Genomic DNA, 20,224 nt, shown 5'->3' with positions numbered 1-20,224 from the left:
CGGTCCATCCCCGCGTGCGCGGGGAGCAGACGCCGCCGTGGGCCGCCGCATCGGCAAGTCCGGGGCGGGTCCATCCCCGCGTGCGCGGGGAGCAGACGCCGCCGTGGGCCGCCGCATCGGCAAGTCCGGGGCGGGTCCATCCCCGCGTGCGCGGGGAGCAGAGGGTGGACACCAGGCCGACCGAATCCGAAGCGGGTCCATCCCCGCGTGCGCGGGGAGCAGGGTGCGCACGGGCGCCCCGGTGAGCTTCTCCAGGGTCCATCCCCGCGTGCGCGGGGAGCAGCTTCTCGGCCAGCGGGCGAATTTCCCTCAGGAGGGTCCATCCCCGCGTGCGCGGGGAGCAGGGGTTCGTCGCCGTCGAGCTGGTTCCCGGCGAGGGTCCATCCCCGCGTGCGCGGGGAGCAGGGTCGATGACCTGCGAACTTACCAGCGACAAGCAGCCGTTTTTCCAACTTCTCAAAAAACAGCCATAAGGAACACCAGAACCTATACTGCACACACGAGAATAAAACCGCACTTCAATCACTCTTCCGCACTTCGCGGATGAAGACATCCCACTCCCTGACAGGGAAGGCAAGAAAACCGAGTTCTGGATGCTTGGAGTCTCGCATCGCCGTGGCGTCGTCCAGGTCGGATACCTCGACGCAGTTGGACGAGGTCCCGCTGTAGCTCGACCTCGACCAACGCGACCCACAACCACCGACTCGCACAGTGTTGCCCTCCGTGCAAGGAACCAACAAACAGGAAGAGGCCCGACTCCTTGAGGCGTCGGGCCGTATATGCCCTTAGTCGGGCACCGCGAACTTGTAGTCGAAAACAGCCATGTCACCCCGGATGAGGAACTGAGCCACATCAAGAGGACCGTCGTCCGTGTGGTAAGTACGGATGACCTCGAAAATGGGCGTGCCCGGCGGAATCTGGAGACGCCCCGCCTCCGGACCTGTGGGCATGCGGGTGCTGATCTCTTCCTGAACCTCGCGCACGGGGCTGATCGCGTTGATACGCGCGATGTGCCCTCCCGCACCCTCTCCGGCGATCAGAGCCGGAGAGCGCTCGCCCGTGCCAAGGCTGAAGTAGCTGTCAGCGGACTGGTTGATGGTTCCGTCAAGCTTCGTGACGCGCTTGCGGACATAAACGAGATCGCCCACGTTGACGTCCGGCAGGCGTTCGGCCACGAAGACCGGCGCAGGCACTTGACTGGTCTGAGCTTCCTGCTCCACGGCCTTACCCTGGTCGGCACCCTCCGCACTCAGTAGAGGCTGAGGCTTGGCACCGGCCCAAACGGACTTGCTGTAACGCTGGATACCGTATCGGCGCACCTGCTTCTGCTCCCTTACGTAAGTACCACTGCCCTTCCTGCTACTCAGGATCCCCTCCTGTCGCAGCAGGTCGATGGAGCGACGGGCCACCATCATGCTCACTCCGTACTCAGCGGCGATCGTGTTGAGCGTAGGAAGCTTGTCGCCCGGGTTGAGGTCACCCCGTCGAATCTGGTTGCGCAGGTCATCCGCGATGCGGACCTGCAACGGGCGGGCATCTGTGGTCTCGTCACTCATGACTCTCACACTAGCGGCACGCATGTTTGTATACAAACCACTTGCACGTGAGCCTGCCATGCGCTCTAATCCTTGTAAGCAAGCATACAAACTTTGCCGACTCACCTTGGAATCGCAGGGATACCGCCATGCCCGAAGGCGACCACGGAGAGTTGACCAGCCCATACCCAGGAGGAGCGTCATGGCAGTTGGCAGGACTGAGCGTGCGACTACGAGCGGGGACGGCCCCGTCTCGGGGTGGGAGCGGTACGGGGAACGGGTGCGGGCGGCGCGCGAGCGGCTCGACCTTTCCGTCGAGTACGTCGCCAAGAAAGCCCTGACGTACGCGAACATGGTCCGCGACATCGAGGCCGGCACCTCCGAGCCGGACAGCACCGTCATCCGCCACCTGGACAAGGTCCTGGAAGCGGAGGGCGTCCTGTGGGACGCCTGGGCACAGATCTTCCTCAGCTCCCGTCTCCAGGCCGGGGCGACCGTGGCCGACCTCCTGTTCCACACCTACCAGGTCCGCCACTACGCGCCCCTGGTCCTGCCCGACGGCTACCTCACCGAGGAGTACGCCCGCGCCCTCCTCCGGGCGGAGCGTCCGATGGAGTCGAGTTCCTTTCTCACCGACCGCCCTGCGGTGCGCGAGGTCTCGGGCCTGTTCTCCGGAGCGCCCTACTACTGCCTGATCGTCGACGAGGCCGCCCTCACCCGCCCCGTAGCCCCGCCCAAGGTCATGCGCGAACAGCTCACCCACCTGCGCAAGCTCGCCATGACGGACAGCGTCACCGTCCACGTCATCCCGGAAGGCACGGCTCCCCACCCCGGCCTGCGCGGCGCGTTCTGGACCCTGTCCTTCTCACCCCGGCACAACCTGGCCTACACTCCACTCCCCCACGGCCCCGGCCATCTCGTCACCGACGCCACCCAGGTCAAGAGCTACAGCGACCTCTTCGCCACCCTCCAGGGCGTCTCCCTGCCCGCCGCGAGTTCCCTGCGTGTCCTGGACGAGGCGATCGAACGCTTCCCGGACAAGCCCAGGCCGCGTGCCATCACGACCGGACCCGCCGACGACGGGATCGGCTCGGCGCTTCGTCCCTCGCAGAGCACGGCCACACCGGCCTGACAGCCGCGCCCCCGTGTCCCTGGCCGGACACACGAATGCCCCGGCGGGTGTTAAAAGCACCCCCAGGGCTCGGCCAGCACCCATCACCCCTTAACGAAGGAGATGCCGACATGACCATTGTGCCGCAGCCCCCTGCAGCCTCCCCCGCCCCGGCCGCGCCCGGCCCCCGCTGGGAACCGCGCCTGTACCCAGGAACCCTGGCCACCACCAGCCGGGTCCGCTCCGAACTGCGCACCGACCTGGGCCGGCTCGCCGGGATCGAACCTGACCTGGTGGAGACCGTCGTGCTCTGCGCGAGCGAGATGTTCGCCAATGCCGTCGAGCACTCGCGGTCGGGCGAGGAGGACGGGCGGGTCATCCGCACCCTGGCGGTTCCCGCCGTTTCCCTGGCCGGGGCCGCCCTGCGCCTGTCGATCATCGACGACGGGACACGGGTCTCCCGCCCCCGGATTCCGCGCCAGCGCACCCGCGAGGAGTGGCAGGAAGCCGAACGCGGGCGCGGCCTGCTCCTCGTCGACCACCTGGCCACAGCGTGGGGAGCCCGCCGGGTCGTGGACTTCCCCTTCTGCGAAGGACTGGGCACCGTGATCTGGGCCGAGTTCGCCCTGGCCCCCGCTTCGAGCCCCGGGGACGAACGATGACCATCTCCCCCGCACGATTGGCTCCCGGGGACCGCTCCGTCCTGGACGCGCCCCGGGGACAGCGCTTCTCACATCCGCGAATACCGGCCGCCTCCACCAGGGAAGAACTCCTCCTCGCCCAGATGGGCGACAACCCGCGCGTGGCCTACCGGCAGCGCCACGGGATCCTGCCCGCGTGGATGGAGGTCCAGCACGCCCGCCTCTCCCTCGCCGCCGTGGAGACGCGGACTGCGGCCCCGCCGACTCGCCCCCGTCATCGCTCCCATCGCAAGGTCTGTGAAAGCGGAAGCCTTGGCCTGGCCCTGTGCTGCCACGTCCTCGCGGCGGCACTCGGGGCCTTCGCGCACCACGTGCTCTCGCCCCTTCTCTGACGGGTCACCCCCGTGTCGGGGGCAGGCGGCAGGATTCTGGGGCTCTGATTTCCGACCTGGAAGGAAAGCCTGCCACTGCTAGAATCCATACCGACGACAAGGCCTCCCCGGGCCGGACACACCTCCGCCGGGGAGGCTTTTTCGTGCCCGAGATCGACGATTCAGGGGTGTCAGCTCTCCTTTCCGACGCCGTTCACGCCAACGTGTGACGTCGACGGAGAGGAGGCCTCCGGTCAGCCATTCATGCAGAGGAGTCCCATGTCAGACGTCTCCGTGCGCCTCGCACACACCGCTGATCACCTTGTCGTGGAGCGGCTGTGGCTGATGTTCAGCCATGACATGTCGGAGTTCCGCGGACTGTTGCCCGGCCCGGACGGGGTCTTCCGCGGCGAACGGCTCCGGGCGGCCTTCACCGACTCCGACTGGGCGCCGTACGTGGCGACGATCGGCGACCGACCCGTCGGCTTCGTGTTCGTGCGCGGGTTGTGCGGACGAGAACGGGTGCTGAACAGCTTCTTTGTGGTGCGGGGAGCGCGAAGGTCAGGGGTCGGGCTGCGCATGGTTCGCGAGGTCGTGGCCAGACATCCCGGGCCGTGGGCGGTCGCCTTCCAGGACGCCAACACGGCCGCGGTGCGGTTCTGGCGCCGGGCCGCGACGGAGATCGCCGGTGACGCCTGGTCCGAGGAACGCCGGCCGGTGCCGGGGCGGAAGGACATGCCTCCTGATGTGTGGATCTCGTTCGACACATCCGTCCGGAGCGGAGGCTGAGCCAGCGGAACGGCTGGGGCTCGTGGATGGCAGCCCATCCCCGCGTGCGCGGGGAGCAGCAGGCCGGGATGGTCGAACAGCTGGTGGAGGAGGGCCCATCCCCGCGTGCGGCGGGGAGCAGACGGAGATGCGGGCCATGTTCTGCCTCGTTTCGGGTCCATCCCCGCGTGCGCGGGGAGCAGCAGGAGATGAACATCGCGCACCAGGGCTGGGAGGGTCCATCCCCGCGTGCGCGGGGAGCAGGGCGCGAAGGCGGGCGGCCGGGGGTTGGGCCGGGGTCCATCCCCGCGTGCGCGGGGAGCAGTGTCCGGCCCAGGTGCGACACCCCCGACCGCCCCGGCGCGGGGGGTCCATCCCCGCGTGCGCGGGGAGCAGACCCGGCGCGGGTCCCGTGCCTTCAACCCCTCGGGTCCATCCCCGCGTGCGCGGGGAGCAGGCGGCGTCGGACGAGCGCGTCGGTGTCCACCGGGGTCCATCCCCGCGTGCGCGGGGAGCAGACTCGATGACCTGCGCACTTACCAGTGATAAGCGGTCGTTTTTGCAACTTGTTGAGAATTAGACACTCGGAACAAAAAGCAAGAAATGCCCATTATCCCCCACAAGTTCATACATCACCCAGGACTTCCCCGGCGCAATCCTGGAGCGGCGCCACGGGACACTTTTCCATACGTCGCGCAGTGCCGTCCGTTGGCCGTTGAAAGCCCGCTTCCCCAGAGAGGGCGTAGAGCCACCGTCGTGGTTCGGCACGCGTCCCCGGCTCCGCGTTCCGGAAGACCGGAGGACCGCCGGAGCGGCCTGCCGAACGGACAGCCGTGAAGCACGGTATCCGTCCGGCAGGGCCGCCCGAGATGGGTCTACGGCACGGTGTACCCGGCGGCGCGGAACACCTCGTACCACTCGGGCCGGGTCAGCGGTATGTCCGAGCCCTGAGCCGCCGCGGTGACGCGTTCCGGCGTGGTGGTGCCGATGACCACCTGCATCCGCGCGGGGTGCCTGGTGATCCACGCGGTCGCGATCGCGAGCGGCGGCACGTCGTACTTCGCCGCGAGACGGTCGATGACCGCGTTCAGCTCCGGGAAGCGCGGCGAGCCGAGGAACGGCCCGTCGAAGAAACCGGCCTGGAACGGGGACCACGCCTGCAGGGTGATGTCGTGCAGCCGGCAGTAGTCGACGAGGCCGTCGTCGCGGCTGATCGACTGCTCCAGCCCCTGCATGTTCGCGGCCACGCCCTGGGCGATGAGCGGCGCGTGCGTGATGGAGAGCTGCGCCTGGTTCGCCACGATCGGCTGCCTCACGTAGCGGCGCAGCAGGTCGATCTGTCTCGGCGTGTGGTTCGAGACGCCGAAAGCGCGCACCTTGCCGGCCTCGGCGAGGTCGTCGAACGCGCGCGCCACCTCCTCCGGTTCCACCAGGGCGTCCGGCCGGTGCAGCAGCAGGATGTCGACGTAGTCCGTGTCGAGCGCCTTCAGCGATCCGTGCACCGTCTCCATGATGTGCTCGTAGGAGAAGTCGAAGTACGGGCCGTCGGTGACGATCCCGGCCTTGGTCTGGATCACCAGCCGTTCGCGCTCGGCGGGGCTCAGCCGCATCGCCTCGGCGAAGCGGCGCTCGCAGCCGTGCGGTTCGCTGCCGTAGATGTCGGCGTGGTCGAGGAACGTGATGCCCGCGTCGATCGCCGTGCGGACGAGGGTGCGTACCTCCTCGTCGGTCTTCTCCTGGATGCGCATCAGACCGAGCACCACGTTGGGTGCGGTGATCTTGGTGCCGGGCAGAGTGAAGGTCTTCATGCGCAACTCCCTATCACGGGCGGAAGGCGCAGTGCCGTGCCTGCGGGCGGTAGGACACGAGTGCCGCGCCGGAGCGCACGCGGCCGGGGGCGGGCGGGTGGTGGGAGCTGTTCGCGAGGGACATGGCCTGACCCACGGAACCGCCTACCCGTGCCGGAGCGGGCACGAACCGGGACCGGGATCAGAACCCTGGACGTCGGGGTGGGGCACGGCCCCGCTGCGGCCTTCTGCGGTGACCGCTCCCCCCTCGATCAGGGGCGTGAGGCCGTCGAGCAGGTGCTTCATGCCGAGCTCGAAGACCCCGTGCACGTCGGGCGGCCCCGAGATGCTGAACGTGAGCGGGTACCGGCCCTGTTCGGCGAGCCGGAGGAACTCCGGCCCCCGAGACCGCCACCAGTGCTCGGCGTCCATCCCGAACTCGTAGTCCTCCACCACCGCCCGCGTGGCCTGGAGGGCCATCCCCGAGGTGTAGGCGGACACGAAGGTGAGCACCGCCATGGCCTCGTCCGGTGAACGCCCCTGGGAGCTGACGGCCCTCATCATCCACTCGGCGTTCTCCAGGAGCTGGGGGGACTGGACGGCTCCGGCGAGCATGGTCAGCCGAACGGTCCAGGGGTGCCTCCGGTAGATGCCCCACTCCGTGCGGAGCGCCAGTTCGAGGGCTTCCCGCCAGTCGGCGGGCGACGGTTCGGGAAGTGCGTGCTCCGTGTAGACCTGGTCGATCATCGCCGTCACCAGCGCGTCCTTGTTCGCGACGTGGCGGTACAGGGCCATGGTGCTCACCCCCAGCTGGGTGGCGACCCTGCGCATGGACAGGCCCTCGATGCCCTCGGCGTCGGCGATGGTGATCGCGACCCGGACGATGGCCTCCCTGGTGAGGGCGGTGTCGGCGGCCGGGCGGCGTTCCGTCGGCTCTGGCCGACGCGGGCGTTCCGGCGGAATCCGGTATTCCCTCCGTCCCTGGGAGCCTCGTGGGTCCGGTGCGGAGTCCGGCTCCCTCTTCCGCACGAGAGTCCCCACCCCGCGCACCCCTTCGACCAAGCCCTCCTGGCGCAGGGCCGCGAGCGCCTTGGTGGCGGTGGCCATGGCCACCCCCCACTCGCGCATGATCTCCCTCGTCGAGGGGACGCGATCCCCCGGTCGCAGCTCCCCGGCGTCGATGCGCGCGCGGATGTCGGCGACGACGCGCGCGTAGGGCGGCAGCTCCTGTTTCGCAGTCGTGGACATCACAGACCCCTCGATCCTTCTCCGTTTGCCCAGAGTGTACTAGTGCACGACGGAACATCGAGCACCTCGACAAAAACGCCAGGGCGATCCGAGAAGCCCTTCAATTCCCCTAGTGCACTAGTACTGTTCGACGAAAAAAGCCTTTCAATAGAGGGTTTTCTGAAGCCAGAGCGCGTGTACTCTGTACGCAAGGTGCACCACTCAGAGGCGTACACCTCGGCGCGTACACCGTCCCCCGGAAATCGACGGCCCTTTCGGAGGCCACCATGACCCACACATCCACTGCCGGGCCCGGCACCGCGTCCGCCCCGGACCGACCGCTCCCGCTCGACCGCCGTTCCCTGGCCCCGGACCTGGCACGCGGCGTCATGCTGCTGTTCATCGCGCTCGCCCACACGCACCTGTTCACGGTGTTCATCGGCGGACCCGAGAACATCGCCACCGCCGCGGACCAGCTCACCGTCGCGGGCACGACCATGTTCGTCGACCTGCGCAGCTACCCCATGTTCGCGGCCCTGTTCGGCTACGGCCTGGCCCAGATCCACCGCCGCCGCAGCGAACAGGGATACGCCTGGCCCCGGACCCGCGGCCTCCTGCGCCGGCGCGGCCTGTGGCTGATCGTCTTCGGGCTGGCGCACACGGTGCTGCTCTTCCCCGCGGACATCCTGGCCGTCTACGGCCTGGTGACGCTGCTCCTGATGGGTGTTCTACGGCTGCGCGACCGGACCCTGGTGATCCTGGCGGCGCTCTGGCTCCCCGTGGCCGCCGCCGTCCACGCCCTGGTCGCCAGCGACAACGCCATCACGGGCGGGGGCATGCCGCTGATGCCCGACGGGTTCGCGAACGAACTCCTCTTCCGCCTGACCCTGTTCGCGGTGCTGGCCGTGATCATGTTCATCAGCACCCTCGTGCCGTTCATGATCGGCGTCCTGGCGGCCCGGCACCGGCTCCTGGAGCGGCCCCACGAACACCTGCGACTCCTGCGCACGACCGCGTTCGTGGGCATCCCCCTGGCCGCGCTGGGCGGCCTCCCCCTGGCGCTGGACAAGGCGGGGGTGTGGACCGACGCCACCCCCGGGGACGTCCTGCTCACCAGCGGCCTGCACCAGGTGAGCGGTTACGCGGGCGCCCTGGGCTACGCGGCGCTCATCGGCCTGATCGCGGTCCGCTTCACCGGTCGCCAGGGGCCGGTGACCAACGCCCTGGCAGCGCTCGGACAGCGCTCCATGACCTTCTATCTGGCCCAGTCGGTGGCGTGGGCGGTGTTGTTCTCCTCCTACACGCTCGACGTGCACCTGACGTCGCCTGCCGTGGGCGTGGGTATCGCGGTGGCCGTGTGGCTGACCACGGTGCTGCTCGCCGACCTCATGCGCCGCCGGGGCATGCGCGGGCCGGCCGAGGTGGCGCTGCGCCGCCTCACCTACGGGAGCGGATCGGGCACCGGTGGAGGCAGCGGAAGCAGTCGCGGGTAGGCGGTGGTCGCCCCCGCCAGGCGCGCCGGTCCGGGCGCCCGGCGGGGGCGACGTGCGCGCATTGGCCATCGACCGGTCGGAGGGGCGGTGAGAGTTCACCACCCGGCTCTGCACCGGTCCGCCCGGCTACTGCTCTCGGGCCGCCTCGCCCCTCCTAGCTTCGTGAGGATCGGGCCGCCCGGACGGTCCTCACGGCTTTCCCGCTCAACCCGCACAGTCGGATCGAGTACTGCGTGGGTCGAGAAGGCTGGGGACCGTCCTCGCGGGAGCGGGGATCACCCAGCTGGGAAAATTAGCACTTCGTCATTCCAGCGGGGGGATCGACCGAGGTGAAGACATATTCAGCGGGAACGTTTCCCCACCTTCCATACATGTCCCCGTTGGTCCAATACCACACATTGTTCCCGCCGTTATGCCGGTCTCCACGCCCCCAGCACAGGAAGACGCTTTGCGTTGTTTCGATATAGTCGCGAACTTCACTGTCATAGCTTCGCGTGGCGTACAACGGAGCACCCCCGTAGTTGCCACAGTAGAGCTTGCCGTTGCTGCGAACCTCACATCTCGCCGCAGCCTGGACGCGATCGGTCGTCGATTCCGCAGCGAGAGCCAACGATGCCGGCGACAACAAGGTGGACGCCGCAGCCAGCGCCACCGTCGCGACTGAAATCCGCTTCATGCTCATGAGAGACTTCAAGAGAACTTCCTCAACAAAAGAACCATGTGAATCGCCTTCCCATTCCATTCCCAGGAATGGGAGTACCTACAGTCAGGCTAGGGAGGCGCTTCGCACGTCGCAATACATTTCAGCCGTGGCCGAAATAGCCACCTCAGAAGCCTGTGGCCGTGCAGCTGGACCGCCACAGCCGGTTCTGGCTACGCGGGGAGCAGTCGCCGGTCGCGATCACTTCGCGGGTGCGGGAGGGTCCATCCCCGCGTGCGCGGGGAGCAGAGGTGCGCGATCTCGTCGGCGTTGTCCTTGAGGGGTCCATCCCCGCGTGCGCGGGGAGCAGTGGTCCAGGCGGGCGGGGTCCACGCCCCACAGGGGTCCATCCCCGCGTGCGCGGGGAGCAGTTCGCGAGTCTGCTCGGTTCCCGATCGACGTCGGGTCCATCCCCGCGTGCGCGGGGAGCAGGCAATCGCCCCGGAGATCCCCTCCCTTTGCGGGGGTCCATCCCCGCGTGCGCGGGGAGCAGTAGCGCAGGGTCTCGGACAGGGCGTTGACGGTGGGTCCATCCCCGCGTGCGCGGGGAGCAGTCCGCGCGCTGCTGCTGCTCGTGCTCTCGCTTGGGTCCATCCCCGCGTGCGCGGGGAGCAGCGAGGGCCTGCGCCCCGCTGCGATCGGCGGGCGGGTCCATCCCCGCGTGCGCGGGGAGCAGCGGGGCCTCGACGGCGGCCAGGGTCGGGGGCGGGGTCCATCCCCGCGTGCGCGGGGAGCAGCTCCGCGTCCCGGCGAATCTTCGCGAGCTTCAGGGTCCATCCCCGCGTGCGCGGGGAGCAGGGACCTGTGGATCTCGCCGGTGGGGTCCACCCGGGTCCATCCCCGCGTGCGCGGGGAGCAGCCGCTCCGCCAGCGGCGCCCCGCTCGCGTCCCGGGTCCATCCCCGCGTGCGCGGGGAGCAGCGGGCGGCCCCGCGGGACCGGCCGCGCCGACAGGGTCCATCCCCGCGTGCGCGGGGAGCAGGTCTCCGCCAGCAGCACCGAAGCGGCGAAGCAGGGTCCATCCCCGCGTGCGCGGGGAGCAGACTCGATGACCTGGCAACTTACCAGCGGCAAGCAGCCGATTTTGCAACTTCTCGAGAAACAGTCACAAGCAACAAAAGCCCCAAAAGGAATATCTGCGACGCCAGCCGACACAACGGATGCTCAACCTTCCCCCGAACCGACCGTAGATCTCAGGAAGCGCCCAATTCCTGAAGCCCCCGGAGAAGCAGCGCGACCAGCCTGCGCGGATCGTAGCGCGGGTCCCCGTCCGATCCGATGCAGAGGTTGCCGACGCCGCGCATCAGTTCGTAGGCCTGCACACCCGACCTGACCTCCCCCGCCTCGATCGCCGCGTCGAGCAACTGCTCGGCGACGGGCAGCAGGCGGTCGAGGAAGTACGTGTGGAGCGCGGCGAAGCCGCTGCTGTCCGGTTGCGGCGCGTTCGCGAGTCCGTGCTTGGTGACGAGGAAGTCGACGAACAGGTCGATCCACTGCCGCAGAGCCTCGAACGGCGAGTCGGTCTCGGCCAACAGCCTCGGGCCGGCCTCCGCACAGGCTTCGACCTGGTGGCGGAAGACGGCGACCACGAGGTCCGCTCGCGTCGGGAAGTGGCGGTAGATCGTCCCCATCCCGACCCCCGCCTTGGCGGCGATCTCGCGGATCGGCGCGTCGACGCCCGAGACCACGAAGACCTCGGCCGCTGCGGCGAGGAGCTTCTGCTGGTTGCGCACCGCGTCGGCCCGCTTGCTCGGCCCCGCGGCCTTCCCTGCCTTGTCCGATGCGGGCATACGCCCTCCTTCCTCCAGCCGCCAATGAAGCAGAGCAGTGTTCCACTTGCAAAACGGAACGGCGCTCCGTATCGTAAGCGGAGCAACGTTCCGCTTGTTTCCATCCTACGCCGGACGCCGCCCGGCCGCCCTCACACGCCACCGGCGCCACGAGAGCAGCAGCGAAGGCTTCCGGCACGAACCCCGAAAGACAAGGCACACCATGAGTTCAGCGGCCTCCACCCGCGTCACCGTCGTCCCGCCCGCCCCCGTGCTGTCGTTCAGCCCCGTGGTCCTGCCCGTTCCCGGACGCCCCGTGGACATGCAGGTCCGTGTCACGTCACCCCTGAACGGGACCGACCTGCCGGTCATCCTCCTCTCCCACGGGCACGGCTTCTCGAACAACCTGTCCTCGCTCAACGGCTACGGCCCCCTCGCCAACCTCTGGGCGGCGCTCGGCTTCGTCGTCGTCCAGCCCACCCACCTCAGCTCCGCAACGCTCCGGCACGCGCTCGCGGACACCCCCACGGAACCCATGTCCTGGCGCTCCCGCGCCGAGGACATGACCCACGTCCTCGACCGGCTCGACACGATCGAGAACACCGTGCCGCAGCTCGCCGGACGCGTGGACCAGGGCAGCGTCGCCGTGGCAGGGCACTCGCTCGGCGGCTTCACCGCCGCCCTCCTGCTGGGCGCCCGGGTCACGGACCCCGACACCGGGGAGGAAGTGAACCTCGTCGAACCCCGGATCGGGCAGGGGGTGCTGCTGGCCGCGCCGGGCCGGGGCGGCGACGCCTTGACCGGCCCCATGGTGGAGCGGATCCCGGTCCTGCGGAGCATCGACTTCTCCACGATGGCCACGCCCGCGCTGGTCGTGGCCGGCGACAGGGACGATCCCCGGCACTTCACGGACATGGGGCCGGACTGGTACGCCGACCCCTACCGCCTCTCCCCCGGCCCCAAGACCCTGCTCACCCTGTTCGGCGCCGAGCACGGGCTCGGAGGGGTCGCCGGGTACGACGCCGACGAGACCACGGACGAGAGCCCGGAGCGGGTCGCCGCACTCGGACGGCTCTCCGCTGCCTACCTCCGCAGTCGGTTCCGCCCCGGCGACGACGCGTGGCAGGAGGCGCAGGACGCGCTGACCGGCGGCCCCGAGGGCTTCGGGCGGGTCGAGTCCAAGTAGCGCACGAACCCGGCAGGCCCCTCCCCGCGCGGGGAGGGGCCGCGGCTCCGAGGCGGACCGGGCTGCGAAGAGGGCGCCCCCTCAGATCCAGCCGTGCTCCTCCGCGATGCGAGCGGCCTCGTGGCGGTTGGCCGCGTCGAGCTTCGCGATGGCGGCCGCGAGGTAGTTCCGCACGGTCCCCCGGGACAGGGAGACGCGCCGGGCGATCTCCTCGACGGGCGCGCCGTCGCGCGCGAGGGCGAGCACGTCGGCCTCGCGGGGGCTGAGCGGGGAGTCGCCCGCGCCGATCGCCTCGGCCGCGAGTTCGGGGTCCACATACCTGCCTCCGCCCGCGACCTTGCGCACGACCTCTGCGAAGGTGCGCGAGGAGACGGTCTTGGGCAGGAAACCGCGCACGCCCGCGGCGAGCGCGGACTTCAGGTAGCCGGGGCGCCCGTGCGAGGTCACGATGACGCAGCGGCAGTCCGGCAGCTCGGCCGCCAGGCGCCGGGCCACCTCGATGCCGTCGGGCCCGGGCAGCTGAAGGTCGAGCAGGGCCACGTCCGGGCGGACCCGCAGGGCCGTCGCCAGCGCCTCGTCACCGGACGCCGCCTGGCCGACGACCTCGAAGTCGTCCTCCAGGTCGAGCAGTCCGGCGATGGCGTCGCGGATGAGGTGTTCGTCGTCGGCGACGAGGATGCGGGTCATGCGGTCCCTTCCTCCGGGAGCGGGATCATGGCGTCGAGCAGGAACCAGTCTCCGTCGCGGCGCGCGATGACCTCCCCGCCAAGCGCGCCGATCCGCTCGGACATCGCGCGCAGTCCCGTTCCCCCACCGGCGCCGGCTTCCCCCGCCCCCTCGGATCCGGCACCGTCGTTCGCGATCGTGAGGTGCACCTGCCCGCCCTCCACGGCGGTCGCGAGCGTGACCTGTGCGGCGACCGAGTGGCGCAGGACGTTCGTGACGCCCTCACGGACGACCCAGGCGAGGTCCTCGGCGCGCCCCTCGGGCACCGGGTCCCCGGTCACCGTACAGCGGATGCCGGCGGACTCCAGCAGGGACCGCGCCCCCGCCAGCTCGCTCTCCCAGGTGGTGCGGAGCTCGCCGCGCACGACGTGGCGGACCTCGGTCCCCGCCTCCTCTGCCAGCCGCCGGACCTCGCCGAGCTCACGGGCCGCCCTCTCGTCCTGACCGCGTAGAACGAGCTCCGACGCCAGCGAGCTCTTGAGCGCGATCGTCGCCAGGGTCCGGCCGAACACGTCGTGCAGGTCGCGCGAGATACGCAGGCGCTGGTTCGCGAGCGCCAGCTCGGCACGGACCTCGTGCGCCTTCTGGAGTTCGAGCAGAACCCGAAGCATCCACGAGCTCGACCAGCAGATCCCCAGGACGATGCTGATCACGGCCACCCCGACCAGCAGTTGCACGATGTCCCCCACGCCCATGAACGGGACGGCGACAACGACGACCGCGGCGTTGAGCAGCAGCGCCCGGCGCGCGTCGAGGACGGGGACGAAGCTCGCGGCGGCCGAACCGAGCGCCGCCGCGACCGTCAGGCCCATCGCGGGCAGGGGGACCATGAAGGTCACGGCGACGAAGGCGACGAGGACCAGCGCCCACGCGACGACACCGCCGGTACGAAGCCGTCGTTCGCGACCGACGAGGGTGTCGATGCTCCAGTTCGCGACCAGGGCGTTTCCCGCGAAGAGGACGAGTGACAGCACCATTGCCGCGACCAACGCGGCCAGGGCTCCTCCGGTGGGCCGGTCGGCCTCGATCGCGCTCCGGAGGAGGGTGCCGACCGGGATCGAGACGGCGAGGTACGTGGACCAGCGCACATAGGCCTCGAACCTGCGTGCGCCGACCAGCGGCAGATCACTCATGGCCGCCATTGTCCCGCCCCTCCCGTGCCGTCGGCGGGTCCGAGGGGGTGAGGACAGGTCCTGTCCTGCGTGTGCGCAGCCACACCACCGCCGTGATCACGACGAGGACGAGGCAGGGGATGAGCAGGGCGGCCGACTGGGAGCCCGCCGACCGCTCCAACGCGGGGTTCTGGTCCGCGTGCAGGACGGTGAGCAGGAGGAAGGTGAGCGTGTTGTTCAGGGCGTGGATGACAACCGCGATCTCGATGCCGCCGGTGCGCCAGGTGATGAGGGCCAGGCTGACGGAGAGCGAGAAGCACCAGATGTTGAACCACGGATCGGTCGAGAGGTGGACGACCGTGAAGACCAGGCTGGAGACGAGTACTCCGAGGACCAGCGCCGTGCGCGGCCCGCGCCCCCAGCCCGCGGCGACACGGAACACGAGTCCGCGGAAGCCGTACTCCTCCCCGGCCGACTGCAGGGGCGCCAGCAGGAGGGTGGCGGTGAAGACGGCGATCAGGTCGGTGCTCGACCAGTGGGCCTGATCCATAGGCATGAAGTACAGGCCGACGAGCGAGAGGAGCAGCCAGAGGGGACCGATGATCAGGAACGCCCGGCCGAACACGTCCAACCGGAAGGACGAGACCACGGAGTGCAGCGAGGCGCCTTTCACCCCGTAGAGCCACCGCTGGAGGAGCATGCTCCACGGGATGAGCAGGGCGACCGAGGCCAGATTGGCGGCGTGGTAGAGCGGTGTGTAGTCGGTGCCGCCCAGCGTCGGGTTGGTCCTGCCCGCCTGCGCGTCAACGAACGCGGCAGCGACGGCGATCAGGATGTTGAAGGCGAACAACCCGCCGACCAGGAGCACGATCGCCAGGATGCCGCGACCGATACGGCGCTTGTCGTCGGCGAGCACACGGTGGTACTCCACACCCGGCGGGACCGGTCGTGGGCCGCGACGGCGCGGGGGCGGCGGGGTCTCCACGGAGTTGCCGTCCCGGCTCGTGGGGGACGGTGGAACCGCTGGTCGTGACGGTGTCGTCGGGGCGGAGAGGTCGTCGTTGCGGCTCATGCCACGAACGTATTTCCGCGCGAGCCCGTAACCGAGTGCCACCGATCACGGGATTCGTCTGCGATCCGCACGGGTCGGGCATGACAGATGTCATGCGAGGTCGAGGGGCGCGGCGTGAGCATGGAGGGTGGATCCCCGCAGAGGTGGGGAGCAGGTCGGGGCGCGAGCAGGACCACGTGCTCGCGGCGGGTCCATCCCCGCGTGCGCGGGGAGCAGACCGGCGGTGACTACTACTTCGGCCGGCGGAAGGGTCCATCCCCGCGTGCGCGGGGACCAGCGCACCGGCGCGAAGGCGGGCGGCGGGCGGGGGGGTCCATCCCCGCGTGCGCGGGGAGCAGGGCGGTCCGGGGCGCTCGCCGGGATGGGCGGGGGGTCCATCCCCGCGTGCGCGGGGAGCAGCTCGAGGAGCCGGATCACGGTGTCGCCGGCGCGGGTCCATCCCCGCGTGCGCGGGGAGCAGGGCCTGGCCTTCCTCCAGGGAGGAGCGGGCGAGGGTCCATCCCCGCGTGCGCGGGGAGCAGGCATCCCTTGCCGAGGCACTCCTGATGCCCGAGGGTCCATCCCCGCGTGCGCGGGGAGCAGTCCCCGAACTCCTCCTCCGCCACGATCTCTTCGGGTCCATCCCCGCGTGCGCGGGGAGCAGAGCGGATAACCAGGGAACTTACCAGCGGCAAGCAGTCATTTTTCCAACTTCTTGGGTTTCGGACAATCGCCCCAAGAAGGCATGGAAATTCACTTCCGCCAAGTTCACTCCCATAAGGACACAGAACGCCTTCCAGTCCGACCCGAGTCATGATCCACTGATGTCCGTCATACCCTGGGACTCTACATAGGTCGGGAAGGACACACTCTCCTCCAACGCGAGTCCCTGTCACTCCAGATAGGAAACCGAGCCCTCCTTCACGGCCCCTCGGCTAATCTGCGTACCGTCAGGACGGTAGTTCAGGAGAACGATTCACTCACCGTCGAACATCCAGAAGTCGTCGTCCAGGGCTACCGGTTGACGGACCGGGAGGCTCTGGCACAGTTGTCGGACGTCCTCCCCGACGAGCAGTTCGTCGTGGTGCCCCGTGAACTTCTGACCCGCTTCGCCCCCAAGGAGTGGCGTGCCCGATCTCGTGTCCGGCGAGGCCTTCAACGATCTCTTCCGCGCCTACCGCTATACCGCGTGGCGGTTGGAGACGCGGAGCTTCTACGGAGTCCTGGAGGAGAACGAGCCCTTCCAGAGGTGGCTCACCGGCGACGACTCCGACATCGAGTGGTTCAAGCCGTGGCTGAGCATGATGCGCGACGAGCTGGCCACCGGGAAACGCATGGAGCGGGTCCGCATCATCGACGACCCTCCCTCGGACTACCTGCGCTGGGAGCTGTGGGGCACTCCCTACAACCTGGGGGTGGGAGAGGACATCCGCTACCTCCCCAGGAAGCACTCTGTGGTCGACTCGCTCCCTGACGAGGACTTCTGGGTGTTCGACAGCCGAACGGTCGCCCGGCTCCACTTCGACGAGGACGGCAACGTGCTCGGCGCGGCTCTGAGCGAGGATCCCGCCGAAGTCGTTCGCGCCCTGCAGGCACGCGATGCGGCCTGGCACCATGCCCTGACGTTCACGGAGTACATGGCGACCAGATCTGCATGACCGGTTACCCGACAGCCCGTGTCCCCCTGGGGGCAAGGGCACCTTGAGCTTCGATCGCCCCTCAAGGTCACGAGCGCCCCCATGCGCGTATCTGATCGCGGCCGGTGTCGCCGAACAGCGCATGCTCCTCGTACATCGCGAACAATTCACGGTACGCCTTCACATCACGCGCATCGCGGAAGGCCAACCGACCCGTGAAGATCTCGACTGTCGCAAGGCGGTCGTCGTAGACAGTGAACGTGTTCATCGGACCGCGCGGCAGGAGCACACCGAGTGGGATCACGCCCAGGCGAACGTTCTGCCATCGGGACACCTCGAGCAGTCGTTCCCTCTGCGCAGCCATACCGCCCGGGGGCAGGATCGCCCATCGGACAGCCTGTTCCGTCAGCAGGAACGTGAAAGAACGGGTGCCTTCCCTCAAGATGGCCTGCCGGTCGATCTTCTTCGCCACGGTGGAGGAAACATGCCCGGGAGAGTGGGTGAGGCTCGCTTTGATGTAGGCGGGCGTGGCCAGCAGCCCGGTCACCATCGTCGGGAGGAAGAAGCGGATCTCCGACGCCGCCGACTCCAGAACCTTGAGTTCGCTCTGACGGGTCTCCAGCCCCTTACGCCAGAGCGTCCGCTTGTCCTGCCATTCTGTGTTGGCCAGTTTGGCCCGTTGCAGTACCCGCGCAGCCTGTTCAGCCGTAGCACCGAGCGCGGTGAGGATACGATCCAGGTCGACCAAGGTAGGGGTGAGTCGGCCCGTTTCGATCTTGCTGATCTTGCTCTGCGATATGGAACAGCGCCGAGCCAGCCGGTCTCCGGAGAGACCGGCTGCCCGGCGCAGTTCACGCAGTTCCGCCCCGAGATCGTCTCGGGCCGCTGCCAGTTCCTCAGGTTCTAGCGCCACCCTGCGACTCTACGTAGGCTGCGAAGGGGATGCTCTCCTCGACCGCGATCCGCTGCCACTCCTGGTATTCGGCAGGAGCCTCGTCCACCAGTTCGCGGTTGATCTGCGTACCGTCAGGGCGATAGTTCAGGCGGACGATCCGCTCCCTGTCGAACATCCAGAAGTCGAAGTCCGGCAGTCCCAGATCTCGCCCGGTGAGGTCGAGAATCCGGATGTCCTCACCAGCTGCGATGTTGCCGGGAATCCCCCAGGCGAACTGGTAGCGCTGATAATCGGTCAACGGCCGACGCACGACACGGACACGTCCGACGCACTTGCCATCAGCCAGATATCCCCTGATCCGTTCATGCCACCTGGAGTTGTGCCCCTCCGGCTTCGGTTCACCACGGAGGAAACGGGAAAAGCTCCCGACCTCTCCCGGCATGGTGTAGGTGGACTGAACTTCTAGCCTCCACGCCTCCGAACCGAAACCGTCGAACACCTTTCTCCACGAATCACCATCCAAGAGCATCGAAAGCCTCCCTGAGAACAGACTGAGGTATCTCGACCGCGGATTCTCCGTCGGGCGGGGTGAAACCGGCGTAGAGGGCGCCCTGGACAACAACGCCCCCGCCCTCCGAGAGGTAGACGTTGGGGCAGTCATCGTCGTCGCAGACGGGGCCGCCACCACCAGTGAGACGGGTGAGACCGGGCTTGTGCACCACGCACACTCCTGCCAGGTGGTCCGAAGGGGTTCGATCAACAATACCCAAGTGACCCATCCACCTTCCACTACGGACGAGGAAAATTCCCGAAGTGGAATAAAGTCGTTCCACCTCGCTTACGACGCAGGGATCGAAAATATTCCTTTTCGGGAATGCCACCGAACCCCGAACCTGTTTCCCATACGCTCATAGCGTCCACAGGACACGCCTTACCACAGGAACAAATAGCCACAAAGGGAACTTCCAAGGATGCTCAACCAGGAAACCAAAACTGACGACTCGTCCGCGACAGAAAACTTCCGTCCGTTCGGCCTGAGCCGCTGCACGGTTCCCCAGCACGATTCCGGCTACGACGTCTCCGGGATCACCTACGACCCGAAGTCCCAGATGTCCTTGCTTTCCGGCAGGCCGCTCATCGAGCAGCCGATCCTCGGCACCGCCGTACAGTGCACGGTCACCACCACCGAGGACATGCAGGCGTGGACCGACCAGGTCTCGGACTCCTGAGCGGAAGAGGACACCCGTGACCGTTCTGGTTCTCACCCGCCCGCTGGATCCCACCGCCGACCTGGTCATCCACGAACTCCACCGGAGCGGAACACCGGTTCTCCGCTGTGATCCCGGGGACTTTCCCGGAACGCTCGAATTGGAGGCCCGCATCTCGACGACAGGAGCGGTCACGGGCACCTTGCGCACGCAAGAGCGCGAAGTGGACCTCGCAGAGATTCGTTCGGTGTATCACCGGCGTCCCACCTCTCCACGCTCGCATCCAGCACTGGACGAACGCGATCGGCTGTGGTCGGAGCGTGAGGCCGGCGCCGGGCTCAACGGTGTACTCGACGCGCTCAACTGCCGATGGATCAACCGCCCGCGCCACAACACTGCAGCAGAACGCAAGCCACGACAGCTCGTAGCAGCGGCACGCGTCGGGCTGAGCGTGCCGGAAAGCCTTGTGACCAACACGGTGGAGGCCGCGCGCGAGTTCGCCGCCACAGCCCGCACCATGGTCTACAAGTCCATGACAGGTGGTCCTACCCCTGGTGAAGCCCTTGAGAGAGCTGAGGCCCTCTACACCACAATCGTCACTGCGGACGAACTGACACCCGGCGTGGGACACACCGCACACCTGTTCCAGGTGTGGGTCGACAAAGCCTACGAGGTACGGGTCACGGTGGCCGGGGAAATGGTGTTCGCGGTTCGCATCGATGCCGCCAGCCCGACCGCGCGCATCGACTGGAGGGCCGACTACCGGCATCTCTCCTACCTACCGGTCGAGCCTCCCGCAGAGGTGTCCAAAGCGGTCAGGAAGCTGATGCGTGAGCTCCATCTGACTTTCGGGGCCCTCGACTTCGTAGTGACACCTGATGGCAGGTGGGTGTTCCTGGAACTCAATCCCAACGGCCAATGGGGATGGATACAGCTCGCCACGGGCCTCCCCATCGCCGAGGCGATAGCCGACAACCTACGAGAAAGCAGTCTGTGATGCCCTCACCC

Annotated in this window: 20 protein-coding genes, 1 pseudogene and 4 CRISPR repeat arrays; of the genes and pseudogenes, 10 read left to right on the top strand and 11 right to left on the bottom strand. The window is 68.3% G+C overall.

What is annotated here, in order from left to right; all coding sequences use genetic code 11:
- A CRISPR array of direct repeats spans positions 1–405; the repeat unit is 29 nt; unit sequence GGGTCCATCCCCGCGTGCGCGGGGAGCAG.
- Between the two features lie 113 nt (positions 406–518).
- Both ACWGL3_RS07135 and ACWGL3_RS07130 read right to left on the bottom strand, forming a co-directional pair.
- A complete protein-coding gene (locus tag ACWGL3_RS07135; protein WP_452461028.1) occupies positions 519–710 on the bottom strand; it encodes a DUF397 domain-containing protein in 192 nt (63 codons plus the stop codon).
- Positions 711–785: 75 nt separating this feature from the next.
- Complete coding sequence (locus tag ACWGL3_RS07130) at positions 786–1,556, bottom strand: GntR family transcriptional regulator (RefSeq protein WP_452461027.1); 771 nt, start codon at positions 1,554–1,556, stop codon at positions 786–788.
- A 181-nt stretch (positions 1,557–1,737) separates the two neighbouring features.
- Here ACWGL3_RS07130 and ACWGL3_RS07125 point away from each other — a divergent pair, with 181 nt between their 5' ends.
- From ACWGL3_RS07125 to ACWGL3_RS07110, 4 genes are all read left to right on the top strand, one after another.
- Positions 1,738–2,667, top strand: a complete 930-nt coding sequence (locus tag ACWGL3_RS07125; protein ID WP_452461026.1) for a helix-turn-helix domain-containing protein — start codon at positions 1,738–1,740, stop codon at positions 2,665–2,667.
- Between the two features lie 110 nt (positions 2,668–2,777).
- Positions 2,778–3,308 (top strand): ATP-binding protein, encoded by a 531-nt coding sequence (locus ACWGL3_RS07120; RefSeq protein WP_452461025.1) that lies wholly within the window; start codon positions 2,778–2,780, stop codon positions 3,306–3,308.
- Positions 3,305–3,679 carry a hypothetical protein gene (locus ACWGL3_RS07115; RefSeq protein ID WP_452461024.1) on the top strand — a complete coding sequence of 125 codons (375 nt, stop codon included), beginning with the start codon at positions 3,305–3,307 and terminating at the stop codon, positions 3,677–3,679. The genes ACWGL3_RS07120 and ACWGL3_RS07115 overlap by 4 nt, the downstream gene beginning before the upstream one ends.
- A 258-nt stretch (positions 3,680–3,937) precedes the next feature.
- The gene (locus ACWGL3_RS07110) at positions 3,938–4,447 is read left to right on the top strand and encodes a GNAT family N-acetyltransferase (RefSeq protein ID WP_452461023.1); all 510 of its coding nucleotides are present in this window, start codon (positions 3,938–3,940) and stop codon (positions 4,445–4,447) included.
- A gap of 153 nt (positions 4,448–4,600) precedes the next feature.
- A CRISPR array of direct repeats spans positions 4,601–4,944; the repeat unit is 29 nt; unit sequence GGGTCCATCCCCGCGTGCGCGGGGAGCAG.
- A gap of 357 nt (positions 4,945–5,301) precedes the next feature.
- Here the strand turns inward: ACWGL3_RS07110 and ACWGL3_RS07105 are convergent.
- Together ACWGL3_RS07105 and ACWGL3_RS07100 are read right to left on the bottom strand one after the other, a co-directional pair.
- Complete coding sequence (locus ACWGL3_RS07105; protein WP_452461022.1) at positions 5,302–6,234, bottom strand: aldo/keto reductase; 933 nt, start codon at positions 6,232–6,234, stop codon at positions 5,302–5,304.
- Positions 6,235–6,378: 144 nt separating this feature from the next.
- On the bottom strand, positions 6,379–7,464 hold the full coding sequence (locus ACWGL3_RS07100; protein WP_452461021.1) for a GntR family transcriptional regulator: 1,086 nt from the start codon (positions 7,462–7,464) through the stop codon (positions 6,379–6,381).
- A 263-nt stretch (positions 7,465–7,727) separates the two neighbouring features.
- Here ACWGL3_RS07100 and ACWGL3_RS07095 point away from each other — a divergent pair, with 263 nt between their 5' ends.
- Positions 7,728–8,933 carry a DUF418 domain-containing protein gene (locus ACWGL3_RS07095; protein ID WP_452461020.1) on the top strand — a complete coding sequence of 402 codons (1,206 nt, stop codon included), beginning with the start codon at positions 7,728–7,730 and terminating at the stop codon, positions 8,931–8,933.
- Between the two features lie 920 nt (positions 8,934–9,853).
- A CRISPR array of direct repeats spans positions 9,854–10,675; the repeat unit is 29 nt; unit sequence GGGTCCATCCCCGCGTGCGCGGGGAGCAG.
- Positions 10,676–10,825: 150 nt separating this feature from the next.
- On the opposite strand, the gene ACWGL3_RS07090 is transcribed toward ACWGL3_RS07095, so the two are convergent.
- On the bottom strand, positions 10,826–11,422 hold the full coding sequence (locus ACWGL3_RS07090; RefSeq protein ID WP_452461019.1) for a TetR/AcrR family transcriptional regulator: 597 nt from the start codon (positions 11,420–11,422) through the stop codon (positions 10,826–10,828).
- 202 nt (positions 11,423–11,624) lie between these two features.
- Between ACWGL3_RS07090 and ACWGL3_RS07085 the strand changes: the two genes are divergently transcribed.
- On the top strand, positions 11,625–12,587 hold the full coding sequence (locus ACWGL3_RS07085) for an alpha/beta hydrolase family protein (RefSeq protein ID WP_452461018.1): 963 nt from the start codon (positions 11,625–11,627) through the stop codon (positions 12,585–12,587).
- 81 nt (positions 12,588–12,668) lie between these two features.
- Here ACWGL3_RS07085 and ACWGL3_RS07080 read toward each other — a convergent pair whose 3' ends face one another.
- The 3 genes from ACWGL3_RS07080 to ACWGL3_RS07070 are packed head-to-tail and all read right to left on the bottom strand — an operon-like array spanning position 12,669 to position 15,497.
- Positions 12,669–13,274, bottom strand: coding sequence for a response regulator transcription factor (locus tag ACWGL3_RS07080; protein WP_267945529.1), 606 nt, complete (start codon positions 13,272–13,274; stop codon positions 12,669–12,671).
- A complete protein-coding gene (locus tag ACWGL3_RS07075) occupies positions 13,271–14,446 on the bottom strand; it encodes a sensor histidine kinase (RefSeq protein WP_452461017.1) in 1,176 nt (391 codons plus the stop codon). The genes ACWGL3_RS07080 and ACWGL3_RS07075 overlap by 4 nt, the downstream gene beginning before the upstream one ends.
- Positions 14,439–15,497 carry a CPBP family intramembrane glutamic endopeptidase gene (locus ACWGL3_RS07070; RefSeq protein WP_452461016.1) on the bottom strand — a complete coding sequence of 353 codons (1,059 nt, stop codon included), beginning with the start codon at positions 15,495–15,497 and terminating at the stop codon, positions 14,439–14,441. Before ACWGL3_RS07070 ends, ACWGL3_RS07075 begins: the two co-directional genes overlap by 8 nt.
- A gap of 187 nt (positions 15,498–15,684) precedes the next feature.
- Positions 15,685–16,140: a CRISPR direct-repeat array (repeat unit 29 nt; unit sequence GGGTCCATCCCCGCGTGCGCGGGGAGCAG).
- Positions 16,141–16,416: 276 nt separating this feature from the next.
- Here ACWGL3_RS07070 and ACWGL3_RS07065 point away from each other — a divergent pair.
- Together ACWGL3_RS07065 and ACWGL3_RS07060 are read left to right on the top strand one after the other, a co-directional pair.
- Positions 16,417–16,599 (top strand): annotated as a pseudogene (locus ACWGL3_RS07065) (hypothetical protein); the annotation flags it as partial.
- A gap of 4 nt (positions 16,600–16,603) precedes the next feature.
- Positions 16,604–17,134 (top strand): DUF6879 family protein, encoded by a 531-nt coding sequence (locus ACWGL3_RS07060; RefSeq protein WP_452461015.1) that lies wholly within the window; start codon positions 16,604–16,606, stop codon positions 17,132–17,134.
- 67 nt (positions 17,135–17,201) lie between these two features.
- Here the strand turns inward: ACWGL3_RS07060 and ACWGL3_RS07055 are convergent, their stop codons facing one another.
- From ACWGL3_RS07055 to ACWGL3_RS07045, 3 genes are read right to left on the bottom strand one after another with little or no spacing between them, the layout of a single operon-like run.
- Positions 17,202–18,026 (bottom strand): helix-turn-helix domain-containing protein, encoded by an 825-nt coding sequence (locus ACWGL3_RS07055; RefSeq protein WP_452461014.1) that lies wholly within the window; start codon positions 18,024–18,026, stop codon positions 17,202–17,204.
- Positions 18,010–18,537 carry a DUF6879 family protein gene (locus ACWGL3_RS07050; RefSeq protein ID WP_267945534.1) on the bottom strand — a complete coding sequence of 176 codons (528 nt, stop codon included), beginning with the start codon at positions 18,535–18,537 and terminating at the stop codon, positions 18,010–18,012. Before ACWGL3_RS07050 ends, ACWGL3_RS07055 begins: the two co-directional genes overlap by 17 nt.
- Positions 18,521–18,730 (bottom strand): hypothetical protein, encoded by a 210-nt coding sequence (locus ACWGL3_RS07045; RefSeq protein ID WP_344179237.1) that lies wholly within the window; start codon positions 18,728–18,730, stop codon positions 18,521–18,523. Before ACWGL3_RS07045 ends, ACWGL3_RS07050 begins: the two co-directional genes overlap by 17 nt.
- A gap of 249 nt (positions 18,731–18,979) precedes the next feature.
- On the opposite strand from ACWGL3_RS07045, the gene ACWGL3_RS07040 reads away from it, so the two are divergent.
- Both ACWGL3_RS07040 and tgmB read left to right on the top strand, forming a co-directional pair.
- On the top strand, positions 18,980–19,237 hold the full coding sequence (locus ACWGL3_RS07040) for a hypothetical protein (protein WP_267945536.1): 258 nt from the start codon (positions 18,980–18,982) through the stop codon (positions 19,235–19,237).
- Positions 19,238–19,253: 16 nt separating this feature from the next.
- Positions 19,254–20,213: an ATP-grasp ribosomal peptide maturase gene (tgmB, locus tag ACWGL3_RS07035; protein ID WP_267945537.1), complete on the top strand. Its 960-nt coding sequence runs from the start codon at positions 19,254–19,256 to the stop codon at positions 20,211–20,213.
- Positions 20,214–20,224 lie beyond the last annotated feature (11 nt).

This window comes from Nocardiopsis sp. NPDC055824 (assembly GCF_053616335.1).
Note: the sequence above shows the minus strand (reverse complement) of the source record. Positions and strands in the feature narration are given on the sequence as shown.

Bases quoted from the DNA above. Each gene is read 5' to 3' on its own strand.
- ACWGL3_RS07115 (WP_452461024.1), top strand. From the start codon at position 3,305: ATGACCATCTCCCCCGCACGATTGGCTCCCGGGGACCGCTCCGTCCTG.
- ACWGL3_RS07110 (WP_452461023.1), top strand. From the start codon at position 3,938: ATGTCAGACGTCTCCGTGCGCCTCGCACACACCGCTGATCACCTTGTC.
- ACWGL3_RS07125 (WP_452461026.1), top strand. From the start codon at position 1,738: ATGGCAGTTGGCAGGACTGAGCGTGCGACTACGAGCGGGGACGGCCCC.
- ACWGL3_RS07090 (WP_452461019.1), bottom strand. From the start codon at position 11,422: ATGCCCGCATCGGACAAGGCAGGGAAGGCCGCGGGGCCGAGCAAGCGG.
- ACWGL3_RS07080 (WP_267945529.1), bottom strand. From the start codon at position 13,274: ATGACCCGCATCCTCGTCGCCGACGACGAACACCTCATCCGCGACGCC.
- ACWGL3_RS07075 (WP_452461017.1), bottom strand. From the start codon at position 14,446: ATGAGTGATCTGCCGCTGGTCGGCGCACGCAGGTTCGAGGCCTATGTG.
- ACWGL3_RS07040 (WP_267945536.1), top strand. From the start codon at position 18,980: ATGCTCAACCAGGAAACCAAAACTGACGACTCGTCCGCGACAGAAAAC.
- ACWGL3_RS07085 (WP_452461018.1), top strand. From the start codon at position 11,625: ATGAGTTCAGCGGCCTCCACCCGCGTCACCGTCGTCCCGCCCGCCCCC.
- ACWGL3_RS07120 (WP_452461025.1), top strand. From the start codon at position 2,778: ATGACCATTGTGCCGCAGCCCCCTGCAGCCTCCCCCGCCCCGGCCGCG.
- ACWGL3_RS07105 (WP_452461022.1), bottom strand. From the start codon at position 6,234: ATGAAGACCTTCACTCTGCCCGGCACCAAGATCACCGCACCCAACGTG.
- ACWGL3_RS07070 (WP_452461016.1), bottom strand. From the start codon at position 15,497: ATGAGCCGCAACGACGACCTCTCCGCCCCGACGACACCGTCACGACCA.
- ACWGL3_RS07050 (WP_267945534.1), bottom strand. From the start codon at position 18,537: ATGCTCTTGGATGGTGATTCGTGGAGAAAGGTGTTCGACGGTTTCGGT.
- ACWGL3_RS07130 (WP_452461027.1), bottom strand. From the start codon at position 1,556: ATGAGTGACGAGACCACAGATGCCCGCCCGTTGCAGGTCCGCATCGCG.
- ACWGL3_RS07095 (WP_452461020.1), top strand. From the start codon at position 7,728: ATGACCCACACATCCACTGCCGGGCCCGGCACCGCGTCCGCCCCGGAC.